Here is a 21811-nt window from a genome sequence, read left to right as displayed (position 1 = left end):
CGCTACTCTGTGCACAGGACCGGTTCTTCCGACCTGAGGCGGTGTGCGTGTCATCTTGGCGTGGCAAGGACAAGAGTCAGGAACTCGAACGGCTCGCCACTCTCGCGGGCGAGGCGTCGGCTGACGCCGCCGTCGCGATGGAAGCCGCGGGACTGGCGCTGCCGCCCACCCCGCCGGCTCCGCCGGACCTGACAGCCGCCGCCTTCTTCGACGTCGACAACACCATGATGATGGGCGCGTCGATCTTCTACTTCGCACGCGGTCTCGCCGCGCGCAAGTTCTTCACCACCGCCGATCTCGCCGGTTTCATGTGGCAGCAGGTGAAATTCCGCGTCGGCGGCCGCGAGAACAAGGAAGACATCAAGACACACCGCGAGCAGGCACTGTCCTTTGTGGCCGGACGAACGGTCGCGGAGCTGACCGAGATCAGCGAAGAGATCTACGACGAGCTGATGGCCGACAAGATCTGGTCCGGCACCCGCGCGCTCGCGCAAATGCACCTCGACGCGGGCCAGCGCGTATGGCTCGTCACCGCGACCCCGATCGAACTCGCGGCCATCATCTCGCGCCGCCTCGGCCTCACCGGCGCGCTCGGCACGGTCGCCGAGACCGAGAACGGCGTCTACACCGGGCGTCTCGTCGGCGACCTGCTCCACGGCCGCGCCAAGGCACACGCCGTCCGCGCGCTCGCCTCACGCGAGGGCCTGAACCTGCGCCGCTGCACGGCCTACTCGGACTCCCAGAACGACGTCCCGATGCTCTCGGCGGTCGGCACCGCGGTCGCGGTCAACCCCGACGCGGGCCTGCGCGACGTCGCCCGCGCCCGCGGCTGGGAGATCCGCGACTTCCGCACCGGCCGCAAGGCAGCCAAGATCGGTGTGCCCTCGGTGCTCGGCGCCGGAGCACTCGCCGGCGCGGTCGCCGCGGGCCTCGCCTACCGTCGCCGCTAGCCCGACTTCCGGCTCGTGAGTGTTCCCGACGGTTAGAGCCGTCGGGAACACTCACGACCCGTCAGCCGCGGAAGATGCCTTGGCGCTGGGAGAGACGGCGGTAGAGCGTCTGCTGGATGGACTCGCGCACCTGGTCCGTCAGGTTGAAGACCAGCATCGGGTCCTCTTCGGCGCCCGGGTAGTACGAGTCGGTCTGGATCGGCTCGCCGAATTCGATCGTCCACTTCGTCGGCAGCGGGATCGCGCCGAGCGGGCCGAAGAGCGGGAACAGTGGCGTGATCGGGAAGTACGGGAGCCCGAGCATGCGCGCGAGCACCTTCACGTCCCCGATCTTCGGGTAGATCTCCTCGGCGCCGACCACGGAGACCGGGATGATCGGCACACCGGTGCGCAACGCCGCCGACACGAAACCGCCCCGCCCGAACCGCTGCAGCTTGTAGCGAGCCGAGAACGGCTTCCCGATGCCCTTGAAGCCTTCCGGCCACACGCCGACCAGTTCACCCTTGGAGAGCAGGCGCTCGGCGTCGGCGTTGCAGGCCAGTGTCTGACCGATGCGGCGGGCGAACGATCCGATGAACGGCACTTTGAAGACCAGATCGGCGCCGAGGCCGCGCATGTGGCGGTGCTTCGGGTGCTCGTCGTGGACGGCGACCGCGGTCATCAGCGCGTCGATCGGCAAGGTGCCCGAGTGGTTGGAGACGAGCAGCGCGCCGCCGTCGACCGGCAGGTTGTGCACGCCGTAAGTCGTTACACGGAACCATTTTTGGTACAGCGCGCGCAGTGGCGGGAGCATCAGTGTCTCGGTGAGCTCGGCGTCGAAGCCGAACTCGTCGACGGTGTAATCACCCGTCAGCCTGCTGCGCACGAACGCGATCGCCTCCGCCAGCGCCTCGGGCAGCTCGGAGACCTCCGGCTGCCGCACCGGCGCGGCGGCCGCGGTCGGGAAGTTGACGACCGGGGCTTGGAGCAGCCGTTCAGCCTCATCCGCTTCGGCGAGCTTCTCCGCGGGCACCTCGACGGTGTCCCTCGGCTTCTCTCTCCCCGGTCCGTGCAGCGGGATGACCTGTGCTTCGGCACTGCTCACTTTGTCCGCCTCGCTTTCCTTGTGCGGGTCTCGCTCGGGTTTCACCGCGTGGCCGACTGGCCGGTGGCCGCCGCGGTCATCACTTTGCCCGCCAGTCCCGCCAGCAGGCCCCCGTCCAGGACGGGCCTGATGCCACGGCCCTGGATGTAGTCGTCGAACGCCTCGCGCGTCGTCCAGCGCGGGGTGTAGCCGAACTCCTTCTTGAGCCGCGTGGTGTCCACGACCCGCCCGAAGTTCAGCAGCCGCACCTGATCGGCCGAGAAGTCGACGACGCGAGCGCCGCGCAGCACCTTCCCGATCGACGGCAGCACGCCACGCGGCATCGGCAGTTCGAGCCTGCCCGCGCGGCGGATCATCTGAGACAGCGTCATCACGCCGTCCGAACCGACGTTGAACACGCCGGGCTTGTCATGGACAGTCGCCAGCTCGAGCACTGCCAGCGCGTCCGCCGAGTGCAGGAGCTGGATGCGGGCGTCGAAACCGAACACCGTCGGGACCACTGGCAAGGCGAAGTACCTCGCGAGCACGGTGTCGACCTCCGGCCCGATGAGATTGATGAAGCGGGCCATGGTGACAGTGATATCCGGCCTGCGCCGAGATAAACCTCGGACATAGCCTTCCATCTCCACGGCGTCCTTGGCGTAGCCGCTGGAATCCGCCGGGATGAGCTCTGAATCCTCGGTGAACACGGCCTGCGAGCGCGAGCTGGCGCCGTAGACGGCGGCGGTGGACTTGACCACCAGCTTGCGCACCAGCGGCGAGCGCTGGCACGCGGCCAGCAGGCGCATGGTGCCGATGACGTTGACTTCCTTGATCGCCAGCCGGCGGCTGGGGCCTGCCGGATGCGCGGTCGTCGACGCGTGCACGACCGTGTCGACCTTGGCGCTGCTGATCACCTTCGCGATCAGCGGATTGCGAATGTCCGCACGCACGAACTCGGCGTGCCCCATTCGCTGCAGCACGGATTTCGCCGGCGGAGTGGTGTCCACGCCGATGACCCGCTCGAAGTCGGGGTTGTTACCGAGCCTGGCCAGCAGTTTTCCGCCCAGCTCCCCACCGACCCCGGTCACGAGCACGATGTTGGACGGCATGAGTCTCCCTACGGCGATTAGGGCTTTTTTCGATCTTCACGGGCTCAGTCACCCGAGGTGCGCGAACCTGCACTCACTGGAAGCATCGCGCCGACGCCCTCAGGATGTTACCGCTCATTAGGCATGGTCCCGAGACGTCTTACATGCTATTAACTCGCCCACCAGGCAAACGTTTCGTGACGTCACTCGAATGGGGGCAGGCGGTCCCGCAAACAGAGAATGGCCCGTCCAAGTGCTGGACGGGCCATACCCGAGCTTCTGCAGCCGAAGGCTACTTGCCAGCCTTCCTACGCTGCACCCGAGTGCGACGAAGCAACTTGCGGTGCTTCTTCTTCGACATGCGCTTGCGGCGCTTCTTGATCACAGAGCCCACGGGCGCTCCTTAGGTCGTCGTCGGTAACGCTGCCCGGCGCAGCGTCCAACGGTTGGAGCGCACAGGCACGAGCGGTCTTCCAGGTTACCCGCGCCTGTCCACGACTGAGTCGGCGGGCCCGCGTTCGGGCCCGCCGATCACTCAACCTACGTCGAAGTATGCCCCTTCGAGGTAGGTGTGCACTGCTTTCTCAGGCACTCTGAACGACTTGCCGACGCGAACGGCCGGCAGCTCGCCCGAGTGCACCAGGCGGTAAACGGTCATCTTGGAGACCCGCATGAGCGTGGCCACCTCGGCGACCGTCAGGAACTGGACCTGCCCGACTGCGGGCACGTCCTCCTTCTTGTTCGGCGGCATGATTCACCGATCCTTCGACACGTGTCGCGCCGCGCGGCTTCCCCACCGGCGGTACCGACACGCACGTGCTCTCGTGAGAGTAGCGGGACTCGTGGGACTAATGCGACGCCAGTCACCGGTATGGGCCCCTGACCTGCCCCATTTGCACTAGCCAATATTCCTGGCGTCCCCCGAATGCCGCCCTGGCCGCCCAAAAAAATCCCAATGTGGCATTCGTCAGCTCTGAGCTGACGAACGCCACATTGGGAGGCTGAAACCTGACGAAAGCCACATTGGGATTTTTTTCCCGGCCTGGTCAGGGGGTTTCGTGGGCCTTGCCCAGCTCGACCGAGCGGTCGCGCGCGGCTTCGATGGCGGCCAGCAGTGCCGCGCGGACGCCGTGTTTCTCCAGCTCACGGATGGCGTTGATGGTCGTGCCCGCCGGCGAGGTGACCGCCTCGCGCAGGATGACCGGATGTTCGCCGGACTCGGCGAGCATCTTGCCGGCGCCGACGGCCGACTGGACGATCAGGCTCTCGGACAGGGCGCGCGGCAGTCCGAGCAGGATTCCGGCGTCGATCATCGCCTCGACCAGGAAGAAGAAGTACGCGGGCCCGGAGCCTGAGAGCGCGGTCACCGCGTCCTGCTGCGACTCCGGCACCTCGACGACCTTGCCGACGTGCTCCAGCAGCTCCCGGACGACGGCCAGGTGCGCGGCCGTCGCGTGCTTGCCGGGTGACATCGCACTCATCGCCTCGCCGACCAGCATCGGCGTGTTGGGCATCACACGCACGACCGGCACACCGTCGGCCAGCCTGCGCTCGTACAGCGCGGTCGGCAGGCCCGCGCACAGCGAGACGACCAGCGAGTCGGGCCCGAGCAGCGGCGCGAGCTCGTCGAGCACGGGGTCGATGTCCTGCGGCTTCACGGCGACGATCAGCACGTCGGCACGCTTCGCCGCCTCTGGCACGGAGACGCCGTGCACGCCGTACTTCTCGGTCAGCTCGGCGGCCCGCGCCGGATATCGCTCGGTGAACAGCAGGTCGTCGGCACTCGTGCCGCCGTGCAGCAGCCCCGAGAGCAGCGCCTCTCCGATTTTTCCGGCACCCAGCAACGCGATAACGCTCATGCCGACCATCCAAACACGCGGTCTCAAGCCCCCGGCGCCGGTGCCAGTCCCAGCTGACGGGCTTGGGCGACCAAGCGGCCTTGTGAGTCGATCACCATGGCGTCCGAGTCGAACCAGGACTCGTGCACCGAACGGCAGTCCACGATCACCCGCAGCCAGCCGGGCGCCGGGCGCGTGCGCAGCAGCGCGGTCAGCTGCACGCTCGGCGCCCACCCGAACCGGCCGAGGTTGAACACGACAGGCGGGTTCACGTCGCCTGCGACCAGCGCGAAATAGGGATCGGCCAGGCCGTGGCGAGGACGGACCCACAGCTTGATCCTGGGCGGGTCACCGGTGCGGCCGGCCAGATATCCCACCGTGGCGGGGTCGAGGCGCACGTCGCAGCCCTTGGCCAGGTTGAACGTGCCTTCGGCGGTGTCGCCCGCGATCGCGATCGCGCTGGCGGGCGGTTCGACCGGCATCGCGGGCAGCTCCGTCCACTCCGGACGGCGCATCGGCAACCGGCCGGCGGTCACCCTGGCTTCGACGCAGCTGCGGCCGCGTTGCTCCAGCCCGACCGAGACCACGGTCGCGCGCCTGCCCACCTTGCGGACGTCCGTGCGCAGCAGCACCGGGCCGATCGCGGGCGGGCGCAGGAACTCGGCGCTCACCGCGAGCGGGTCGGCGGGCGGCTCACCACGCTCCTGGAGCACGGCGAGCGCCGCCTTCGCGAGCAATGCCATGAGGAAGCCGCCGTGCGGGTGGCCGCCGATGGACCATTCGAGCCTGAGGTCGGCGGTGAACGTCCCATCACCCATCGACCGCACCGTATTCGCCGCGTCGAAGGACGTGGCGGTGTCGTCGAGCGGGCTCACCTAACGCTGACCAGCGCGGACGAGCACCGAAGACGATCTACGCAAGGCACGTGCAGACGCACGGTCGCGCCCCCCTCCACCAGGTTGCGCGCGGGGGTGCTCGCGCGCTCGCTGAGGATATCCACCCGGCTACCCGGCGCTCTCCGCCCGGCTACGAATCGTTTCATTCGGGTTTCGGATAGCGACGATCGCAGCGGTCTCACGCACGGGACTTTACGTGTTCACGGGTGCGAAATGGAGGCACCCACGACAGTGTCATGAAACGCGTGAACTTCTCACTGTCCCAGGTGGAGCCGCGCGAACAGCAGTGACTCGGCCAGTTCGGCCGCGCGCTGCGCCTGCCCGGTGGCGTGCCTGGTGTTGATCTCCAGCACGATCTGCCCGCTGAAACCATTGCTGACCAGCTTCTCCAGCAATTCCGCGCAGGGCTGGCCGCCGCGGCCGGGCACCAGGTGCTCGTCCTTGGGAATGCCGGTCCCGTCGGCGAGGTGGACGTGCGTGAGGCCCTCGCCCATCCGCTCGGCCAGCGCCAGCGCGTCCATGCCGGCGGCCGCGGTGTGCGACAGGTCGAGCGTGTAGTGCCGGAAGCCGACGTCGGTCGGGTCGATCGACGGCCGGAACGCGGACACCCGCGAAGTCCGCGAGCCGCCGGGCGGGCGCACCTTGAACATGTTCTCGACGGCGATCTCGATGCCGCTGGCGTCTTCCAGCTCGTCGACCAGGTCGCCGAACGCGTCGCCGTAGCGGCGCTGCCAGCGGAACGGCGGGTGCACGACGACCGTGCGCGCGCCGAGGTCGGTCGCGGCGTCGACGGTGCGCCGCAGCCGGATCACCGGGTCCGGCGACCAGACCCGCTGCGTGATCAGCAGCGATGGCGAGTGGACGGAGAGCACCGGCACGCCGGTGCGTCGCGACCAGCGGCGCAGCGCGGAGACGTCCTGGCTGACCGGGTCGGCCCAGACCATCACCTCGACCCCGTCGTAGCCGAGGTCGGCGGCCAGTTCGAACGCCGTGCCGGCGCGCACCGGCCACACCGAAGCCGTCGACAGGCCGACCGGCACCCGAGATGGTTCAGTCACGCAGCCATGGTCCTATCTGGACAACAGCAGCAGCGCGGCGGGTGAGACGGTCACGACCAGTCCGACCAGCACGGCGAGCACCGTGGTCTGCAGGTCCTCGGCGCGGCGGATCTTCCGCACGATCCAGACCAGGCCGACGACCACCAGCAGCGCGGCGACCAGCGCGGCGGCCGGCAGCTTCACCCACAGCCAGTTGAAGCCGAGCCAGACGGCGGCGCCGCCGATGACACCGGCGGCGAGCTGCCACGCCAGCGCGAGCCACTGCTTGCCTGCTGAGCCTTCTTCCTCGGCCGGCGGCGGCTCTTCGTCGGCGACGGGCTCGTCTTCGTACTCATCCTCGTAGTCGTCGACCAGCGGGTCGTCGTCGTAGTCGTACTGGTCGTCGAGACGGCCCGGGGGCGCGTTCAGGTCGAGCGGCTCGTCGTCGAACGGGTCGTCGTGCGGCATCGCGCGCTGCGGCGCGAACGACGGCGGCGTCGAGTACTGGGTCGGCGGGCCACCGTCGAGCAGCGACGTGTCCAGCTGCGGCTCCTGGTCGAGCGGCACCGCGGGCATGACACCGACCTCGGTGTCGTCCATCGCGACCGCTTTGCGCTTCTTGCGCCAGCTGGCCAGCCCGGCGGGCGGCTCGTCCGCGACCGGCGCCGGCGGTGCGGCCGCGGCGGGCGGCACCGGCGGGGCGGCCGCGGCGGGCGGCACCGGCGGGGCGGCGGGCGGGATGTCGTCGATGACCGTCGGGATCTGCTCGGTGTAGTCCTCCGGCTTCGGCTGCTGCCGGGCAGGCTGACGCCGCTGCCGCCGGGGCGGGGCCTGCGGCGACTGGAAGGTGCCGCTGCCCATCCCGCCGGGAGCCGGTCCGGGTCCGGACGCCGGTGCTACGTCCGGCTCACCGTCGAGGCCGTCCAAACGCGACGAAAGCGCGCCGGTGTCGGCGGGCAATGCGGGGACCGGCGGGAGTGGCTGGGCGCCACGCGGGCGGGCCGGGGTGATCCGGCGCCGGGTCTCCTCCTGCGAGACGGGCGGCGGCGGAGGCTGCTGGCGCGGCCCACGGCCACGCGGCGGCAGCGGGAGCTGCCCGGAGTCCTGCGGGTGCGGCGGCACCGGAGGCGGCGCCACGGGAGGTGGCGGCATCTGCGGACGGGGCAGCTGGGCCGAGTCCTGGGGCCGCGGAAGCTGAGCGGAGTCCTGCGGGCGCGGCAACTGGGCCGAGTCCTGCGGACGGGGCAGCTGCCCGGAGTCCTGGTGCACCGGCGGCTTGACCCGGAACGGCCCGGAGTCCTGCCGCTGGCGCGGCGGGGCCTGCTGCTCGGGCGGCTGCTGGGCGCGACGGCCAGGCGCCTGCGGAGGCGCCTGCTGTGGTGACGGCGCGGCGGCACCGGCGACCCGGTCGATGATCGCCTGTGGGCCGGTGTCACCCGCGCTCGGCTTGCGCCGCGAGCCACCCGGCTCCGGCGTCTCGACCGCTTCGTCCTCGTCGGCGGCACGACGACGCCGCCGACGCCCGCCTTCGGGCTTCGCTCCGTGTTGGGCGAGCAGTTCGGCCACCGTCTTCTGTGGCTGCTCGCTCCCGCTCTCCTCTGCCATCCCCTTCACCGTGCCCGTGTCTGACTGTCCAAGTCCAGTGCGCTGCTGCCACCGGTCCATTTACGCGACGAACCGCCACGATCCGTGTTCGAAGTTTCGTCCGCGCCGTTCGCGAGATCCAGTCGTCGAAGGATGACACCCTCCCGCAGCGCCCATGGACAGATTTCGAGTTCGGAGAGTGACAACGCCTTCATCGTCGCCTGTGCGACGAGCGCACCCGCGACCAGCTGGTGGGATCGGCTCGAGCTGACCCCTTCGAGATACGCCAGATCATGCGCCGACATCCGCGAGATGAAGGCGATGAGCTGGCGCAACGCGGTGTCGGTCAGCACCCGCTTCGCCCTCGGCCCCGCCGCGGACGGCGCCGCGCCGGTCAGCCTGGCGAGCGATCGGAACGTCTTCGACGTCGCGACCACCCGATCGGGGGTGCCCAGCTTGGTGACCTTGGCGGCCAGCTCGCCGAGCTGATCGTCGAGCCACGTGGTGGTGTCGATGAGCTCGGAGCGTGACGGCGGGTCGTGCCGGAACCGGGTGCGGGTGGTGCGGCCGGCGCCGAGTGGCAGCGAGACCGCCAGCTCCGGCTCCTCGTCCATGCCCATCGCGACTTCCAGCGAGCCGCCGCCGATGTCGAGCACCAGCAGCTTGCCTGCCGACCAGCCGAACCACCGGCGCACCGCGAGGAAAGTCAGCCGCGACTCGTCGGCTCCGGAGAGCACCTTGAGCTCGACCCCGGTCTGCTCGGCCACCTTGGCCAGCACCTTCGCCGAGTTCTTGGCCTCGCGCACGGCCGAGGTGGCGAACGCCATGACGTCCTCGCACCCCAGCCGCACGGCCGCCGCTTTGGCCGATTCGACCGCGTTGACCAGGTCGTCCGCGCCCGCCTTGCTGAGCTCACCGGTCTTGGTGATCTGCTCCGCGAGGCGCAGCACCGCCTTCTCCGAGTGCATCGGCGTCGGGTGCGCACCACGATGCGCATCGACCACCAACAGGTGGACGGTGTTCGATCCGACGTCGAGGACCCCTAGGCGCACAGGGGGCTACGGTACCCGTTCTTCAACTCAGGTCTCGAACTTGTAACCAAGTCCGCGGACGGTGACGAGGTGACGGGGTGAGCCGGGATCCGGTTCGATCTTGGACCGCAGCCGCTTGACGTGCACGTCGAGGGTCTTGGTGTCGCCCACGTAGTCGGCGCCCCAGACCCGGTCGATGAGCTGCCCTCGGGTGAGCACGCGGCCCACGTTGCGGAGGAGGTACTCGAGGAGGTCGAACTCCTTGAGCGGGAGTGACACTTCAGCCCCGTCAACAGTGACGACGTGCCGTTCGACGTCCATCCGGACCGGTCCCGCCGACAGCACCAGCGGGGCCAGTTCGCCGTCCGCGCCGGGCTCGCCGCCGCGCCGCAGCACCGCGCGGACGCGGGCGATGAGCTCACGGGCCGAGTAGGGCTTGGTGACGTAGTCGTCGGCGCCCAGTTCGAGCCCGACCACCTTGTCGATCTCGCTGTCGCGGGCAGTGACCATAATCACTGGCACCGCCGAACGCTGGCGGAGCTGCTTGCACACGTCGGTGCCGCTCATCCCCGGCAGCATGAGGTCGAGCAGCACGATGTCGGCGCCGTTGCGGTCGAACTCCTCCAGCGCCTGCTGTCCCGTTCCGGCGACGGCGGCGGTGAAGCCCTCCTTGCGCAGCAAGAAGGCGAGCGGGTCGGCGAACGACTCCTCGTCCTCGACGATGAGTACCCTCGTCACAGCTTTCCTCCATGGTCGGGGGCTTCTTGCCCGGTCACCACGAGCCGGGGTGTCCGCTCGGGGGTCTTCTCCTGCCGCGGTGCGGGCGGGACCTGCTTGCCGGTGGCCGGTTCCGGCGAGACATGTGCGGGAATCCGCAGTGTGAACGTCGAACCGGTGCCTGGACTGCTCCAGAGTCCCACCGATCCACCGTGGTTGGCTGCCACGTGCTTGACGATCGCGAGGCCGAGCCCGGTCCCGCCGGTGGCGCGCGAACGGGCCTTGTCGGCGCGGTAGAAGCGCTCGAAGACGCGTTGCTGCTCGTCCTCGGCGATCCCGATGCCGCGGTCGGTGACGGCGATCTCGACGTTGCCGTCGGCCAGCCGCCTGCTGATCGACACCGGGCTGCCGGAGGTCGAGTAGGCGATGGCGTTCTCGAGCAGGTTCGACAGCGCCGTGACCAGCAGAGTCCGGTCACCCTCGACGAGCAGGCCGCTGGCCGAGTCGGTGGTCACCGTGATGTCGGCGGATTCGGCCGACAAGGATGTCCGCCCGAGCGCCTCGCGCACGACCGCGTCGACCTCGACCACGTTGAGGTCGGGCAGCCGCTCGGCGCCCTGCAGGCGGGACAGCGCGATCAGCTCGGTCACCAGCTGGCCGAGCCTGGTCGACTCGCGCAGGATCTTGGAGCCGAACCGGCGCACCTCTTCGACGTCCTCCGCCGCGTCGAGCACGGCCTCGGTGAGCAGCGCGATCGCGCCGACCGGGGTCTTGAGCTCGTGCGAGACGTTGGCGACGAAGTCGCGGCGGGTGGCCTCCAGCCGGACCGCCTCGGAGTGGTCGACCGCCTCGACGATGGTGAAGCCGTCGCCGAGCGGGCGCACCAGCCCGAGCACGGCCTCCGGCTGGCGGCCACGCGCCTCGAGCGGGGAAAGGTCGATCTCCATCGGCTCGTCGGTTTCGACGACCTGTTCGGCCGCCTGCCGCGCCCTCGGGTCGGCCTGGCTGACCCGCACCAGGCCGAGCTCGTAGGCACGCGGGTTGTGCAGCACCATGTCGCCGAACTTGTTGAGCACGACGACACCGTTGTTGGAGGAACGCACGAGCCGCATCAGCAGCTCGGCGACGGTCGGGCCCTCGGGCTTCCGCTCGGCCCGCTGGGTCCGGGTGCGGGCGATGAGGAAGCCGATGGCGACTCCGACCACCAAAGCACCGATGGCCAGTGCGAATGAGACGGGCACGGTCACGAGAGGATGGTAAGCGCGTAGGTAGCCCATTGGCCTAGTACTGGATGCGTTCTCGTGACGGCCGTGACACCTGCGGGGAACATGTTCGGCGCTGGTTCAGACTCCGTTCATTTCGTTGCCGTTTAGCGGCTTCTTCACGCAGTTCAGAGAGTGTCGAGGTCCTCGGCCGCCAGCCGGAGCGAGCCTGCCGCGATGTTCTGCTCCAGGTGGGTCAGGTCACCCGTTCCGGGGATGGCGAGGACGTTCGGTCCCTTGTGGAGAGTCCACGCGAGCCGGATCTGCGCGGGCGTCACGCCGTACTTCGCCGCGAGCTTGTCGATGGTGGCGTTTTCGGCGGTGTTGGCGACCGCGAAGAACGGGACGAACGCGATGTCGTGCTTCGCGCAGGTGTCGATGAGCGCGTCGTCCTCACGCCGGGTGGCGAAGCCGTACTGGTTCTGCACGCAGACGACCGGTGCGATCTTCAGCGCCTCTTCGAGGTGCTCGGGCCCGACGTTGGAGATGCCGAGTTCCCGGATCATGCCGGCTTCGCGGAGTTCCGCCAGCGCGCCGAAGCGGTCGGCGAGCGAGCCGGTGCCGCGCTCGAGTGCCTCGCCGATGCGCAGGTTGACGACGTCCATGTGCTCGCGGCCGAGCTGGCGGAGGTTCTCCTCGACCTGGCCCTTGAGCTGCTCCGGCGTCGCGGGCGGGAGGAAGCCGCCGGACGGGTCGCGACCGGGCCCGACCTTGGTGGTGATGACGAGATCGGCTTGGTACGGCCGCAGAGCGGTGTTGATGAGCTCGTTGGCGGAGAGGTGGCCGTGGAAATAGAAGGCGGCCGTGTCGATGTGGTTGACGCCGAGTTCGACGGCGCGGCGGAGTACCGCGATCGCGGCGCCGCGGTCGCGGAACATCAGGCGCATCGCGCCGAAACCAAGCCGGTTGACGGTGAAGCCGCCGAGCTTCCAGGTGCCGGATTCTGCTGCGTTGGTCATGGATTCAGCTTCGCTTTGGTCTTTTTTCGACGCTGGATTTGGCAACATGCTGCCGACTTGCGGACACTGACGGCGTGGACGACGTAGTGGTGGTACGCGGCGAGCAGGAGCTGTTCGCCAGGACGGCGCATCTTTTCGCGCGCGCTGAGGAGATCTCGTGCGCGGCGAATGACCTGCACACCTGGGCGGCGTCGCGGCCGGGTGAGATCCAGTCGACGGGCGGCAAGCGGATCAGGAAGGTCTACCGGCCAGGCGTGCTGCTCGACTCGGCGCGGGAACTCCGGCACGCGGAACGCCTCGGCGTCCAGATCCGGATCACCACGACCGAGGTCAACGAGACGATCATTTTGGACTCTCGTATCGCGATACTCGCTGGCGACAAGTCGGCCGGTTCTCAGTCCTATAGCGTGGTTTCCAAGCCGGAGCTGGTACAGGGGATCGTCTCGCTGTTCGAGGCGGCCTGGCGCGGCGCGACCGAACTTTCCGTCTATGACGCCGATTTCGCCGAACTGCGCCTGCAGGCGCCGCAGATCCTGGACCTGCTTTCCTCTGGCTGCAAGGACGAAACGGCCGCGCGCACGCTCGGCTTGGGTCTGCGCACGTACCGCCGTCGCGTCGCCGAGCTCATGGACGCGCTCGGCGCCACCTCCCGTTTCCAAGCGGGCGCCCGTGCCCGCGAGGTCGGAATCCTCTAGCTCAGAACGCGATAAAGCCCGCTTCATCCCGTGGGATGAAGCGGGCTTTATCGCGGTGTTCGGGTCAGCGGCCCTGGTTGGCGACCGCGGCTGCGGCTTCCTTGGCCGCTTCCGGGTCGAGGTAGAGGCCGCCGGGGGTGACCGGCTTGAGGTCGTCGGTCAGGTCGTAGCGCAGCGGGATACCGGTCGGGATGTTCAGCCCGGCGATGTCGGCGTCCGAGATCCCGTCGAGGTGCTTGACGAGCGCGCGCAGCGAGTTGCCGTGCGCGGCGACCAGCACGGTCTTGCCCGCGCGGAGGTCCGGCACGATCTCGGACTCCCAGTACGGCAGCAGCCGCTCGACGACGTCCTTCAGGCACTCGGTCAGCGGCGCCTTGTCGCCGAGGTCGGCGTAGCGCGCGTCGTGCGCCTGGCTGAACTCGTCGTCGGGGTCGATCGGCGGCGGCGGGGTGTCGTAGGAGCGGCGCCAGAGCATGAACTGCTCCTCGCCGTACTGGTCCAGGGTCTCCTTCTTGTTCTTGCCCTGGAGGGCGCCGTAGTGGCGCTCATTGAGCCGCCAGTCGCGCTTCACCGGGATCCAGTGCCGGTCGGCACCGTCGAGCGCGAGGTTCGCCGTCGAGATCGCGCGGCGCATCAGCGAGGTGTGCACGACGTCGGGCAGCAGGCCCGAGTCCTTCAGCAGCGCACCGCCGCGACGTGCCTCGGCCTCGCCCTGCTCCGAGAGCGGCACGTCGACCCAGCCGGTGAACAGATTCTCCGCGTTCCACGTGCTCTGCCCGTGACGCAGCAGCACCAACGTCCCAAGTTCGACCATGGGCGCAAGCCTGCCAGAGACGCACTCGCATGGGACGGGCGGACCAGTTACCCCGGTAAGTCCTACCGAGAGTGTGTTACTCGACGGTAACACGTCACCCACAGAAGAGAATACCCGCCAACAAGCCTGAATACCGCCCATTTGGACTGCATTACGTTAGCCCATCTGGGGAAGTTCACTCGAATGGAGTAACCAGTAGTCTTGTGATTACAGGTGGACATCTGACAGGTTGACTACCGTCCCGCTCGGTCGGATTCCACGCACTCCCCGACCGAACGCGGACCGTGACCGCGACTCGTCTCCCCCCTGCCGAGTCGCGGCCCCGCCGGCCCCGTTGGCACCCCCCTCGTCACCGGGTCCACAAGTGGCGGGAACTTCAGCGGGGCGGCTTGAGATCGCGACTCCCCCCTCCCTCAAGCCGCTCCGCCTTTCCCAAGGTCAGGACTCGTGAGTGGTACGGCCGGTTCTAACCGGCGTAAACACTCACGAGCCCTTGCCCCAAAGTCACTCGGCGGGGGCCGGTTCGGGGGCGGGCGTCCGCGCGGGGCGGCGCTTGCGCAGCCACAGGAGCAGGGCGAGCACCGGGGCGCCGATGAAGAGCAGGAACGGCCCGAGTGCGCCGAGCACCGTCAAGACGCCGCTGCCGAAGGTCAGGAACGCGTCCCAGCCGTTCGCGAGGCCGCCGAAGAAGCCGGAGCGCTCCTCGGGCTTGGCCGGGGGCGTGCCCTTCTGGCTCACGCTGACCGAGATCGTCGACATGGCGACACTGCCGGCCAGCGCCTGCTGCCTGCGCTGCATCGACTCGAGCTCGGCCTCACGGCTGGTCAGCTCGGCCTCGACCGAGGTGATCTCGCCGACCGAGTTCGCCTTCGCCAGCAGTGCGCGGACGCGCTCGACGCTGGCCTTCTGGGTCGCGATCCGGGACTCGACGTCCACGACCTGCTCGGTCACGTCCTGCGTGTTCTGCTCGCGGCTGGTGACCTCACCGAGCTTGGACAGGTCCGACAGCGTCGAGTCGAGCTTGTCGCTCGGCACCGCGAGACTGACCGTCGCCGAGTTCTTGTCGCTGCGCTCCTGGCCGGTGTAGCCGCCTGCGCCGACCGCGACCTGGCGCACGGAATCGACGATCGCGGGCACGTCGTTGGCGGCCAGTGAGAGCTTCGCGGTCTTCACGAGCTTGCGGTCTTGGACACCCGCCTGGCCGACCGGCACCCGGGCGCCCGGTTTGCCCTGTTGGCCGGGCTTGCCCGCCGACGAGCCGGCGCTGTCCTTCGCCGAGCCCGAGCCCTGCTGAGGCTGCGCCGGCGCCGGAGCGGCCTCCCCGGCAAAGCCAGTCGAACTCTTCGCGGAGTCGTTCGACCCGCAGCCCGCCAGCGCCAAACCGGCCGCTGCCAGCACCAACCACCGTCTAGCCGAGAACCTCATCGCCTGTCTCCCTCCAGTCATGGCCGGTGAGACGGTCGAAGGGGTCAGCCGCGTTGCATATGCGAAATCACGAGTTGGTCAAGGATCCCGGCTCGTGCGCCGCCGGCTCGATCAGGTGCTTGAACGCCTGCAAGTTCGCCAATGATTCACCACGCGAGACGCGCCAGTCCCACTCACGCTTGATCGAGCTCGCGAAGCCGATCTCCAGCAGGGTGTTGAAGTCGCCGTCGGCGGCCTCGAGCACCTGCCCGAGAATCTTGTCCAGCTCCGCCTCGGAGACGGTGTCCAACCCGAACCGGCCGACCAGGTAGATGTCGCCGTTGGAGTCCAATGTGTAGTGAACTCCGTACAGTTTCGCGTTGCGGCGCAACAGGAAACGGTAGACCTCTTCGTGCGCTTCGTCGGGGCGGCGGCACACGAAGGCCTCGACGGCGAAAGCGTGGTCGCCGACGATCAGCCAGGCGTTGGTCTGCAGCTTCTTCGTGCCGGGCAGGGTGACGAAAAACCCGCTGTCGCCTCGTTTTTCGTACTTCAGCTCCGCATTGTCCAAAGCGGACTCGATGATCGAGCCGACACTCACACCGCCACCTCCAGAGCACGCTGGAACGCGCTCGTCGCCTGCGTGTAGGTGTCCAGCAAAGCATCCGTGGTGCGCTGCCACGAAAAGCGACGCGCGTGCGTCACCGCGTTGGTCGAAAGTTCCGCGTGCCGCGACGGCTGCAACGCCACGTTCGCCAGCGCCGACGCCCAGTCCGGACCGGCGTGCGAGGGCACGAGCAGCCCGGACACCCCGTGCACGACCGCGACCGGCAGTCCGCCGACCTCGGCCGCGACCACCGGCGTCCCGCAGGCCTGCGCCTCCAGCGCGACCAGGCCGAACGATTCGTTGTAGCTCGGCACCGCGACCACGTCCGCGGCGCGGTAGACGTTGACCAGCGACTGGCCGGGCTGCGGCGGCATGAACCAGGTCTGCCGCTCGATACCCAGCGAGACGGCCAGCTCACGCAGCGCTTGCGGTTGCTCCAGGCCGGTGCCCGACGGCCCGCCGACGATCAGCACGACCAGCCGCGACGCCAGTTCGGGACGTTGCCGCAGCAGCTCGGCGGCCGCGTAGAGCAGCACGTCCGGTGCCTTCAGCGGCTGAATGCGTCCCGCGAAGGCCATGATCACCGCGTCCTGCGGCAACCCGAGCGCGTCGCGGGCGGCGGTCTTGGAGCCGGGCGTGAAGCGTTTCAAGTCGACGCCGGGCGCGACGGTGTGCACCTCGCGCGGATCGGCGTCGTAGAGCTCGATGAGCTGGCGCGCTTCGACGGCGGTGTTCGCGATCAGGCTGTCGGCCTCCTCGACCACCTGCTCCTCGCCGATCACGCGGGTACGCGGTTCGGGGGTGTCGCCCTCGGCGAGCGCGGCGTTCTTGACCTTGGCGAGCGTGTGCGCGGTGTGCACCAGCGGCACGCCCCATCGGTCGCGCGCGAGCCAGCCGACCTGGCCGGAGAGCCAGTAGTGCGAGTGGATCAGGTCGTAGTAACCGGGCTCGTGGAACGCCTCGGTCCGCAGCACGCCCGAGGTGAACGCGCACAGCTGCGCGGGTACCTCGTCCCGGCCGAGCGGCTCGAACGGCCCGGCTGGGATGTGCCGGACGAGCACGCCTGGCGCGAGTTCGGCCACCGGTGGCTGCTCGGACGAGGTCGCCCTGGTGAACACCTCCACCCCGACGCCACGCGCGGCCATCTCCTGGGCCGTCTCGCTGATGTACACGTTCATGCCGCCGGCGTCGCCCGTGCCCGGTTGCTCGAGCGGCGATGTGTGCACTGACATCACGGCCACCCGGCGCGGCGCACGACGAATCCCATGCAGGGAGAAGCTCACCAAGTACTCCTGAGTGCTTAAGCGGTCACGTCGTCGGCGAACTGCCGTAGCGCGCCGGAGAACTCCGACCTCGCTTCGGCGAACGGCAGATGCCCCACACCCGATAACCAACGCGTAACAGCACCCGGAATCTTCCCGGCCGCGTATTCCGCCGCCGAGAAGTTGACGATCCGATCTTCCGTCCCATGCACGACCAGTGCCGGGACGTCGATGGCGGCGAGCACGTCCGCGCTGCCGACATCCCGCTTGAACAGGGCTTTCCTGACGAATGGCGGCGTCGAGAGGCTCGCACCGAGCAGGGACTGGCCCAGTGCGCCCGGTACTACTTTCGTAGCCTGCGCGCGGGAAAATTCGACGAGCGCGGGGACCGCGATGTCCGGATCGTCCGATAAGGCGGCGGGCAGCGCGGCCGCCATGGCCGGGCCGATGCTGCCGCCAGGCCGTCCTCGGCCGATTTCGGTGATCGCGCCGGCGAGCACGATCCCGCTCACTCGTGCGGTTCCGTGCGCGCGCAGATAGTCCGCGATCACCAGTCCGCCGTAGGACCAGCCGACCAGGATCGCCGGTGCGGCCGCGAAGTCGAGCACGGCGGCGAGCTCGTCGGCCCACACGCGCGAGTCGCCGTAGCCGTCGGCGGGGACGTCCGAGGCGCCGTGACCGCGTAAATCCATCGCTACCAGGCGATACTTGTGCAGCGACTCATCGGTCAGCTGCGGCAGCCAAGCACGCGACGACTGGGCCCAGCCGTGCACGAAGACGATCGCGGGCGCGTTCTCGGCGCCCTCGACGCGGACCGCGAGCCGGACCCCGTCGGCGCTGACCTCGGAGTTCACTTGACGGCGGAGAAGGTCTGCCAGGTCGACCAGTCGTAGAGCCAGTCCTTGACGTCCGACTTGGTCGGGCCGGGCAGGCGCGAGCCGCTGATCTCCACCGGGTCACCGACGAGCGCCGAGTCGAAGTAGTCCTTGGCGTCGGCTTCCAGCAGGTTCACGCAGCCGTGCGAGTTGTTGGTCTTGCCGATGGCCGACGCGTTGTCCTGGTTCTCGTGGATGAACTCGCCGTTATTCGAGATCCGGCAGGCCCACTTCTTGTTGACGTTGGTGTAGCCGTAGCGCGCGTTGTCGAACACCGCCTGCGGCTTCTTCTCCATCACGATGAAGGTGCCGTTGGGGGTGTTGCGGTCGACCTCGGCGTCCAGGCCGTTGGCGCACGGGTAGCTCTTGGCCTTCGCGCCACCGCGGTAGACGTGCATCTGGTGGTCGGGAGTGTGGATCTTGACGACCTGGTTGCGGCCGATCTTGAACTTGGTGGTGACGTCGGCTTTGCCGAACGCGCCGCCGCCGAGGTCGACGCCGTAGAGCTTCGCCTCGACGTTGACCTCGATGTTCGCCGGCCAGTACTCCTTCGGCCGCCAGTCGACCTGTGTCTCCGACAGCCAGCCCCACGAGCCTTCGATGTTCTTGTCGGTCTTGACCTTGAGTGCCTTCTCGACCTCGGCCTTGTTCTTCACCGCGGACGCGAACTTCACACTGATCGGCATCGCGACACCGACGGTGGCGTTGTCGGCCGGGTTCAGTGTGGCGCGGACCTCTTTGGCGGGCTTCATCGTGGTGAAGGTGCCCTTGAACTCGGCGGGCTTGTTGTCGGTGCCCATGGCCTTGGCCGCGTAGGTGTACGTCTTGCCGTAGCCGAGCGACTCGGAACTGGTCCAGGTCAGGCCGTCCGGCGAAAGCTCGCCCTTGAGCGCCTTGTCGCCTTCGCCGAGCACCTTGACCTCAGTGAGCTTGCCTTCGGTGACCTTCACCACGACGGGCTTGGCGACCGGGACGTCCTTGGCGTCGAGCGCGGGCTCCGCGGTGATCTTGGCCTTCGGCGCGTCCTCCGCCGGCTTGCCGTCGACCGAGGTCGCGTTGCCGTTTTCGGTGCTGGAGCAGGCGGCGAGCAGCAGGGAAGCCCCCGCGGCCAACGCTGCCTTGAACACTGTGCGCCGTTCCAACACCGTCAACCTCCCATTGCCACCCCGTCAACGCCTAACAGCGCTCTACAGCGGTTCGACGTTACTTCTCCCCCACTGTGCTTTAGGACGTGTTTACCCCGCGTGGGTTGCCCCTAAAGGTGGCAGTTGATGAGGAGCGGCTCCGGGTGGAGCTCGACACCGAAGCGCGCGAGGACGCCGTCGCGGACCTCGGCGGCCAGCGTGAGCAGGTCTTCCGTGGAAGCGTCGCCGCGGTTGGTGAGGGCCAGCGTGTGCTTGGTGGACAAGGACACACGGCCGCCGGGGCCCTGGTGGCCCTTGGCGAACCCGGCGCGCTCGATGAGCCAGGCCGCGGACAGCTTCACGCCGTCGTCGGCCGGATACTCAGGGATACGAACGTCGCCGACGACCTCGCTGATTTGGCCCCGAACAATGTCGACTCGGTCGGCGGGAATGATCGGGTTGGTGAAGAAGGAGCCCGCGCTCCACGTGTCGTGGTCGGCCGGTTCGAGGACCATGCCCTTGCCGCGGCGCAGCCCGAGCACGGCTTCGCGAGCCTGGGCGACCGGGACGCGTTCGCCGATCTCGACGCCCAGTGTGCGCGCCAATTCGGCGTAGCGGACCGGCACCGAGAGGCCGTCGGGCGTGAGCGCGAACCGGACGCTGAGCACGACGCCGGCGTCGGTGCCCTTGAGCACGCTCGTGCGGTAGGCGAAGCCGAGGTCGGCGGCGGACATCGTGCGGACCTCGTGTGTGCGGCGGTCGTAGAACTCGATCGACATCAGCGTCTCGCTGATCTCGCAGCCGTACGCGCCGACGTTCTGGATCGGCGTCGCGCCGACCGAGCCGGGGATGCCGGACAGGCATTCGACCCCGCCGAGGCCCTCGGCGACCATCGACTCGACGAACTCGTCCCAGTTCTGGCCCGCGGCGACGTCGACCGTGTCGCCGTCGCGCTTCCAGCCAGTGGTGGAGACCTTGATCACGGTGCCGTCGAACCCGGCGTCGCCGACGACCAGGTTGGATCCGCCGCCGAGCAGGAGCACCTGCTCACCGGCCTCGTCGGCGGTGCGGACGTGTGACACCAGCGCGTCGGCCGACGTCGCCTCGGCGAAGGCGCGCGCCGGGCCGCCGAGCCGGAGCGTGGTGTGGTCGGTCAGCGTCGTCTGGGAAGGGGTCACGACAGGAAACGGTACTGTCCGGGGCATGGGATCCCGTATCGAGCACCGCGCATTGTTCTCACCGGACGTCGAAGCGGTGCTGGCCGCCACGTCCACTGAGGACGCCATCCGCGCGCGCCTCGCGGAAATCGGCGGGGAGCACGCCGAGCTGCTCAGCTTCACGCCGTCGGGCGACGGGGTCAGCTTCAAGCTCCGGCAGGGCATCTCCGCCGACCGGCTGCCGCAGGCGGTCCGGGTGATCCACAAGGGTGACCTGATGGTCGAGCGGACCCAGACCTGGACCCGCGACGGCGACGGCTACACCGGCACGGCCACGGCCGTCGTCAGCGGTGTCCCCGGCGAGATCACCGCGCGCACGTCGTTGAAGCGCGAAGGCGACAAGACCGTGCTGGCCAACATCGGCGAGGTCGTCGTCCGCATCCCGCTGCTCGGCTCGAAGCTGGAAGGCGTGATCGCCGAGCAGGTCACCAAGCTGCTGCACCGCGAAGCGGAGTTCACCGCGAAGTGGCTGGCCGAGAACGCCTGATCGGGGCGCCGACCCGCGGCACGACCAACCCGAACCGGCTACGCCGCGTCGACCGCTGGCTGACGGCGGACCCCGCCGTCGTGCGGCTCCTGCGCTCCTGCTCCGGTGACCCGCCGCTGGTCGTCGACCTCGGCTACGGCGCCTCACCGGTGACGACGGTCGAAATGGCCCGCCGCCTGCGGACGGTCAGGCCCGACATCCGGGTGCTCGGCCTGGAACTGGACGCCGAACGCGTCGCCGTCGCGCAGGCAGCGGCCGGGCCGTCGCTGGAATTCCGGCGCGGCGGCTTCGAGCTGGCCGGAACGCGGCCGTCGCTGGTGCGCGCGTTCAACGTGCTGCGGCAGTACGACGAGACCGAGGTCGCACAGGCGTGGCAGCTGATGCTGGACCGCCTCGCACCGGGCGGCCTGCTGGTCGAAGGCACCTGCGACGAGATCGGCCGCCTGTGCACCTGGGTCACGGTCTCCTCGTCGGGTCCACGCTCGTTGACGTTGTCCTGCAAGGTTTCCACCTTGGACCGACCGTCCACAATGGCCGAACGCCTGCCCAAGATCCTGATCCACCGCAACGTGCCTGGCGAGCGCGTCCACGACCTCATGTCCACCTTGGACATCTGCTGGGCCACGGCCGCGCCCCATCAAGCCTTCGGCGCCCGCGCCCGCTGGGTCCACACGGTGCAACTGCTCACCCAGCGCGGCTGGCCGGTCCAAGGCCGCCCCTCGCGCTGGCGCCTGGGCGAGCTGACGCTGCCCTGGCCCAGCGTCCAGCCCCAGCCCTGATCCAGCGAAAAAAAATCCCAATGCGGCATTCGTCAGGTTTCAGCCTCCCAATGTGGCGTTCGTCAGCTCTGAGCTGACGAAAGCCACATTGGGGGTTCCAGAGCTGACCAAAGCCACAT

Annotated in this window: 23 protein-coding genes; 4 read left to right on the top strand and 19 right to left on the bottom strand. The window is 68.8% G+C overall.

All coding sequences use genetic code 11. The features are described 5' to 3' along the window. Positions 1-47: 47 nt before the first annotated feature. Positions 48-950 (top strand): HAD family hydrolase, encoded by a 903-nt coding sequence (locus tag ACFV15_RS27950; protein WP_378353675.1) that lies wholly within the window; start codon positions 48-50, stop codon positions 948-950. Between the two features lie 61 nt (positions 951-1011). Here the strand turns inward: ACFV15_RS27950 and ACFV15_RS27945 are convergent, their stop codons facing one another. From ACFV15_RS27945 to ACFV15_RS27890, 12 genes are all read right to left on the bottom strand, one after another. Next, positions 1012-2034 carry a lysophospholipid acyltransferase family protein gene (locus ACFV15_RS27945; protein WP_378353673.1) on the bottom strand — a complete coding sequence of 341 codons (1023 nt, stop codon included), beginning with the start codon at positions 2032-2034 and terminating at the stop codon, positions 1012-1014. Between the two features lie 41 nt (positions 2035-2075). Beyond that, positions 2076-3125, bottom strand: coding sequence for an NAD-dependent epimerase/dehydratase family protein (locus ACFV15_RS27940; protein ID WP_378353671.1), 1050 nt, complete (start codon positions 3123-3125; stop codon positions 2076-2078). Positions 3126-3396: 271 nt separating this feature from the next. Further along, positions 3397-3498, bottom strand: a complete 102-nt coding sequence (locus ACFV15_RS27935; protein WP_007030867.1) for a 30S ribosomal protein bS22 — start codon at positions 3496-3498, stop codon at positions 3397-3399. 141 nt (positions 3499-3639) lie between these two features. Next, positions 3640-3855, bottom strand: a complete 216-nt coding sequence (locus ACFV15_RS27930; RefSeq protein ID WP_091293322.1) for a helix-turn-helix domain-containing protein — start codon at positions 3853-3855, stop codon at positions 3640-3642. 295 nt (positions 3856-4150) lie between these two features. Continuing rightward, entirely contained in the window at positions 4151-4963 is an 813-nt protein-coding gene (gene proC / locus ACFV15_RS27925) for a pyrroline-5-carboxylate reductase (RefSeq protein WP_378353668.1), read from the bottom strand. Between the two features lie 23 nt (positions 4964-4986). Further along, positions 4987-5760: a thioesterase family protein gene (locus tag ACFV15_RS27920; RefSeq protein ID WP_378353666.1), complete on the bottom strand. Its 774-nt coding sequence runs from the start codon at positions 5758-5760 to the stop codon at positions 4987-4989. 332 nt (positions 5761-6092) lie between these two features. Further along, a complete protein-coding gene (locus tag ACFV15_RS27915) occupies positions 6093-6896 on the bottom strand; it encodes a sugar phosphate isomerase/epimerase family protein (RefSeq protein WP_378353664.1) in 804 nt (267 codons plus the stop codon). 12 nt (positions 6897-6908) lie between these two features. Next, complete coding sequence (locus ACFV15_RS27910; protein WP_378353663.1) at positions 6909-8480, bottom strand: hypothetical protein; 1572 nt, start codon at positions 8478-8480, stop codon at positions 6909-6911. Positions 8481-8485: 5 nt separating this feature from the next. Next, positions 8486-9511: a hypothetical protein gene (locus ACFV15_RS27905; protein ID WP_378353661.1), complete on the bottom strand. Its 1026-nt coding sequence runs from the start codon at positions 9509-9511 to the stop codon at positions 8486-8488. A gap of 27 nt (positions 9512-9538) precedes the next feature. Next, positions 9539-10228, bottom strand: coding sequence for a response regulator transcription factor (locus ACFV15_RS27900; protein WP_091293314.1), 690 nt, complete (start codon positions 10226-10228; stop codon positions 9539-9541). Then, positions 10225-11454, bottom strand: a complete 1230-nt coding sequence (locus ACFV15_RS27895; RefSeq protein ID WP_378353659.1) for a sensor histidine kinase — start codon at positions 11452-11454, stop codon at positions 10225-10227. The genes ACFV15_RS27900 and ACFV15_RS27895 overlap by 4 nt, the downstream gene beginning before the upstream one ends. Before the next feature lie 143 nt (positions 11455-11597). Then, positions 11598-12428 (bottom strand): oxidoreductase, encoded by an 831-nt coding sequence (locus tag ACFV15_RS27890; protein WP_378353658.1) that lies wholly within the window; start codon positions 12426-12428, stop codon positions 11598-11600. A gap of 74 nt (positions 12429-12502) precedes the next feature. Here ACFV15_RS27890 and ACFV15_RS27885 point away from each other — a divergent pair, with 74 nt between their 5' ends. After that, positions 12503-13123, top strand: a complete 621-nt coding sequence (locus ACFV15_RS27885; RefSeq protein WP_378353656.1) for a DNA-binding response regulator — start codon at positions 12503-12505, stop codon at positions 13121-13123. Positions 13124-13187: 64 nt separating this feature from the next. Here ACFV15_RS27885 and ACFV15_RS27880 read toward each other — a convergent pair whose 3' ends face one another. From ACFV15_RS27880 to ACFV15_RS27850, 7 genes are all read right to left on the bottom strand, one after another. Then, positions 13188-13937 (bottom strand): phosphoglyceromutase, encoded by a 750-nt coding sequence (locus tag ACFV15_RS27880; RefSeq protein ID WP_378353655.1) that lies wholly within the window; start codon positions 13935-13937, stop codon positions 13188-13190. Between the two features lie 504 nt (positions 13938-14441). After that, complete coding sequence (locus tag ACFV15_RS27875; protein WP_378353654.1) at positions 14442-15362, bottom strand: DUF4349 domain-containing protein; 921 nt, start codon at positions 15360-15362, stop codon at positions 14442-14444. A 67-nt stretch (positions 15363-15429) separates the two neighbouring features. Beyond that, positions 15430-15942 (bottom strand): YbjN domain-containing protein, encoded by a 513-nt coding sequence (locus ACFV15_RS27870; RefSeq protein WP_378353652.1) that lies wholly within the window; start codon positions 15940-15942, stop codon positions 15430-15432. Beyond that, complete coding sequence (gene mshA, locus ACFV15_RS27865) at positions 15939-17180, bottom strand: D-inositol-3-phosphate glycosyltransferase (RefSeq protein WP_378353651.1); 1242 nt, start codon at positions 17178-17180, stop codon at positions 15939-15941. Before mshA ends, ACFV15_RS27870 begins: the two co-directional genes overlap by 4 nt. A 68-nt stretch (positions 17181-17248) precedes the next feature. Continuing rightward, the gene (locus tag ACFV15_RS27860) at positions 17249-18064 is read right to left on the bottom strand and encodes an alpha/beta fold hydrolase (RefSeq protein ID WP_378353649.1); all 816 of its coding nucleotides are present in this window, start codon (positions 18062-18064) and stop codon (positions 17249-17251) included. Next, the gene (locus tag ACFV15_RS27855; RefSeq protein ID WP_378353647.1) at positions 18061-19230 is read right to left on the bottom strand and encodes an Ig-like domain-containing protein; all 1170 of its coding nucleotides are present in this window, start codon (positions 19228-19230) and stop codon (positions 18061-18063) included. Before ACFV15_RS27855 ends, ACFV15_RS27860 begins: the two co-directional genes overlap by 4 nt. 110 nt (positions 19231-19340) lie before the next feature. Then, positions 19341-20414, bottom strand: a complete 1074-nt coding sequence (locus tag ACFV15_RS27850) for a UDP-N-acetylmuramate dehydrogenase (RefSeq protein ID WP_378353646.1) — start codon at positions 20412-20414, stop codon at positions 19341-19343. On the opposite strand from ACFV15_RS27850, the gene ACFV15_RS27845 reads away from it, so the two are divergent. Both ACFV15_RS27845 and ACFV15_RS27840 read left to right on the top strand, forming a co-directional pair. Next, on the top strand, positions 20413-20913 hold the full coding sequence (locus ACFV15_RS27845) for a DUF2505 domain-containing protein (RefSeq protein ID WP_378353644.1): 501 nt from the start codon (positions 20413-20415) through the stop codon (positions 20911-20913). The two genes, ACFV15_RS27850 and ACFV15_RS27845, sit on opposite strands and share 2 nt — an antisense overlap. Next, positions 20892-21692 carry a class I SAM-dependent methyltransferase gene (locus tag ACFV15_RS27840; protein ID WP_378353642.1) on the top strand — a complete coding sequence of 267 codons (801 nt, stop codon included), beginning with the start codon at positions 20892-20894 and terminating at the stop codon, positions 21690-21692. The genes ACFV15_RS27845 and ACFV15_RS27840 overlap by 22 nt, the downstream gene beginning before the upstream one ends. Positions 21693-21811 lie beyond the last annotated feature (119 nt).

The sequence above is a fragment of the Amycolatopsis sp. NPDC059657 genome (assembly GCF_042734395.1).
Taxonomy (GTDB): Bacteria; Actinomycetota; Actinomycetes; order Mycobacteriales; family Pseudonocardiaceae; genus Amycolatopsis.
The sequence above is the reverse complement of the archived record's forward strand: the minus strand, read 5'-3'. Positions and strand labels throughout refer to the sequence as shown.

Excerpts from the sequence above, each read along its gene's own strand:
- ACFV15_RS27850 (WP_378353646.1), bottom strand. The coding sequence starts at position 20,414 with ATGCCCCGGACAGTACCGTTTCCTGTCGTGACCCCTTCCCAGACGACG.
- ACFV15_RS27910 (WP_378353663.1), bottom strand. The coding sequence starts at position 8,480 with ATGGCAGAGGAGAGCGGGAGCGAGCAGCCACAGAAGACGGTGGCCGAA.
- ACFV15_RS27880 (WP_378353655.1), bottom strand. The coding sequence starts at position 13,937 with ATGGTCGAACTTGGGACGTTGGTGCTGCTGCGTCACGGGCAGAGCACG.
- ACFV15_RS27930 (WP_091293322.1), bottom strand. The coding sequence starts at position 3,855 with ATGCCGCCGAACAAGAAGGAGGACGTGCCCGCAGTCGGGCAGGTCCAG.
- ACFV15_RS27845 (WP_378353644.1), top strand. The coding sequence starts at position 20,413 with ATGGGATCCCGTATCGAGCACCGCGCATTGTTCTCACCGGACGTCGAA.
- mshA (WP_378353651.1), bottom strand. The coding sequence starts at position 17,180 with ATGTCAGTGCACACATCGCCGCTCGAGCAACCGGGCACGGGCGACGCC.
- ACFV15_RS27875 (WP_378353654.1), bottom strand. The coding sequence starts at position 15,362 with ATGAGGTTCTCGGCTAGACGGTGGTTGGTGCTGGCAGCGGCCGGTTTG.
- ACFV15_RS27920 (WP_378353666.1), bottom strand. The coding sequence starts at position 5,760 with ATGGGTGATGGGACGTTCACCGCCGACCTCAGGCTCGAATGGTCCATC.
- ACFV15_RS27890 (WP_378353658.1), bottom strand. The coding sequence starts at position 12,428 with ATGACCAACGCAGCAGAATCCGGCACCTGGAAGCTCGGCGGCTTCACC.
- proC (WP_378353668.1), bottom strand. The coding sequence starts at position 4,963 with ATGAGCGTTATCGCGTTGCTGGGTGCCGGAAAAATCGGAGAGGCGCTG.
- ACFV15_RS27940 (WP_378353671.1), bottom strand. The coding sequence starts at position 3,125 with ATGCCGTCCAACATCGTGCTCGTGACCGGGGTCGGTGGGGAGCTGGGC.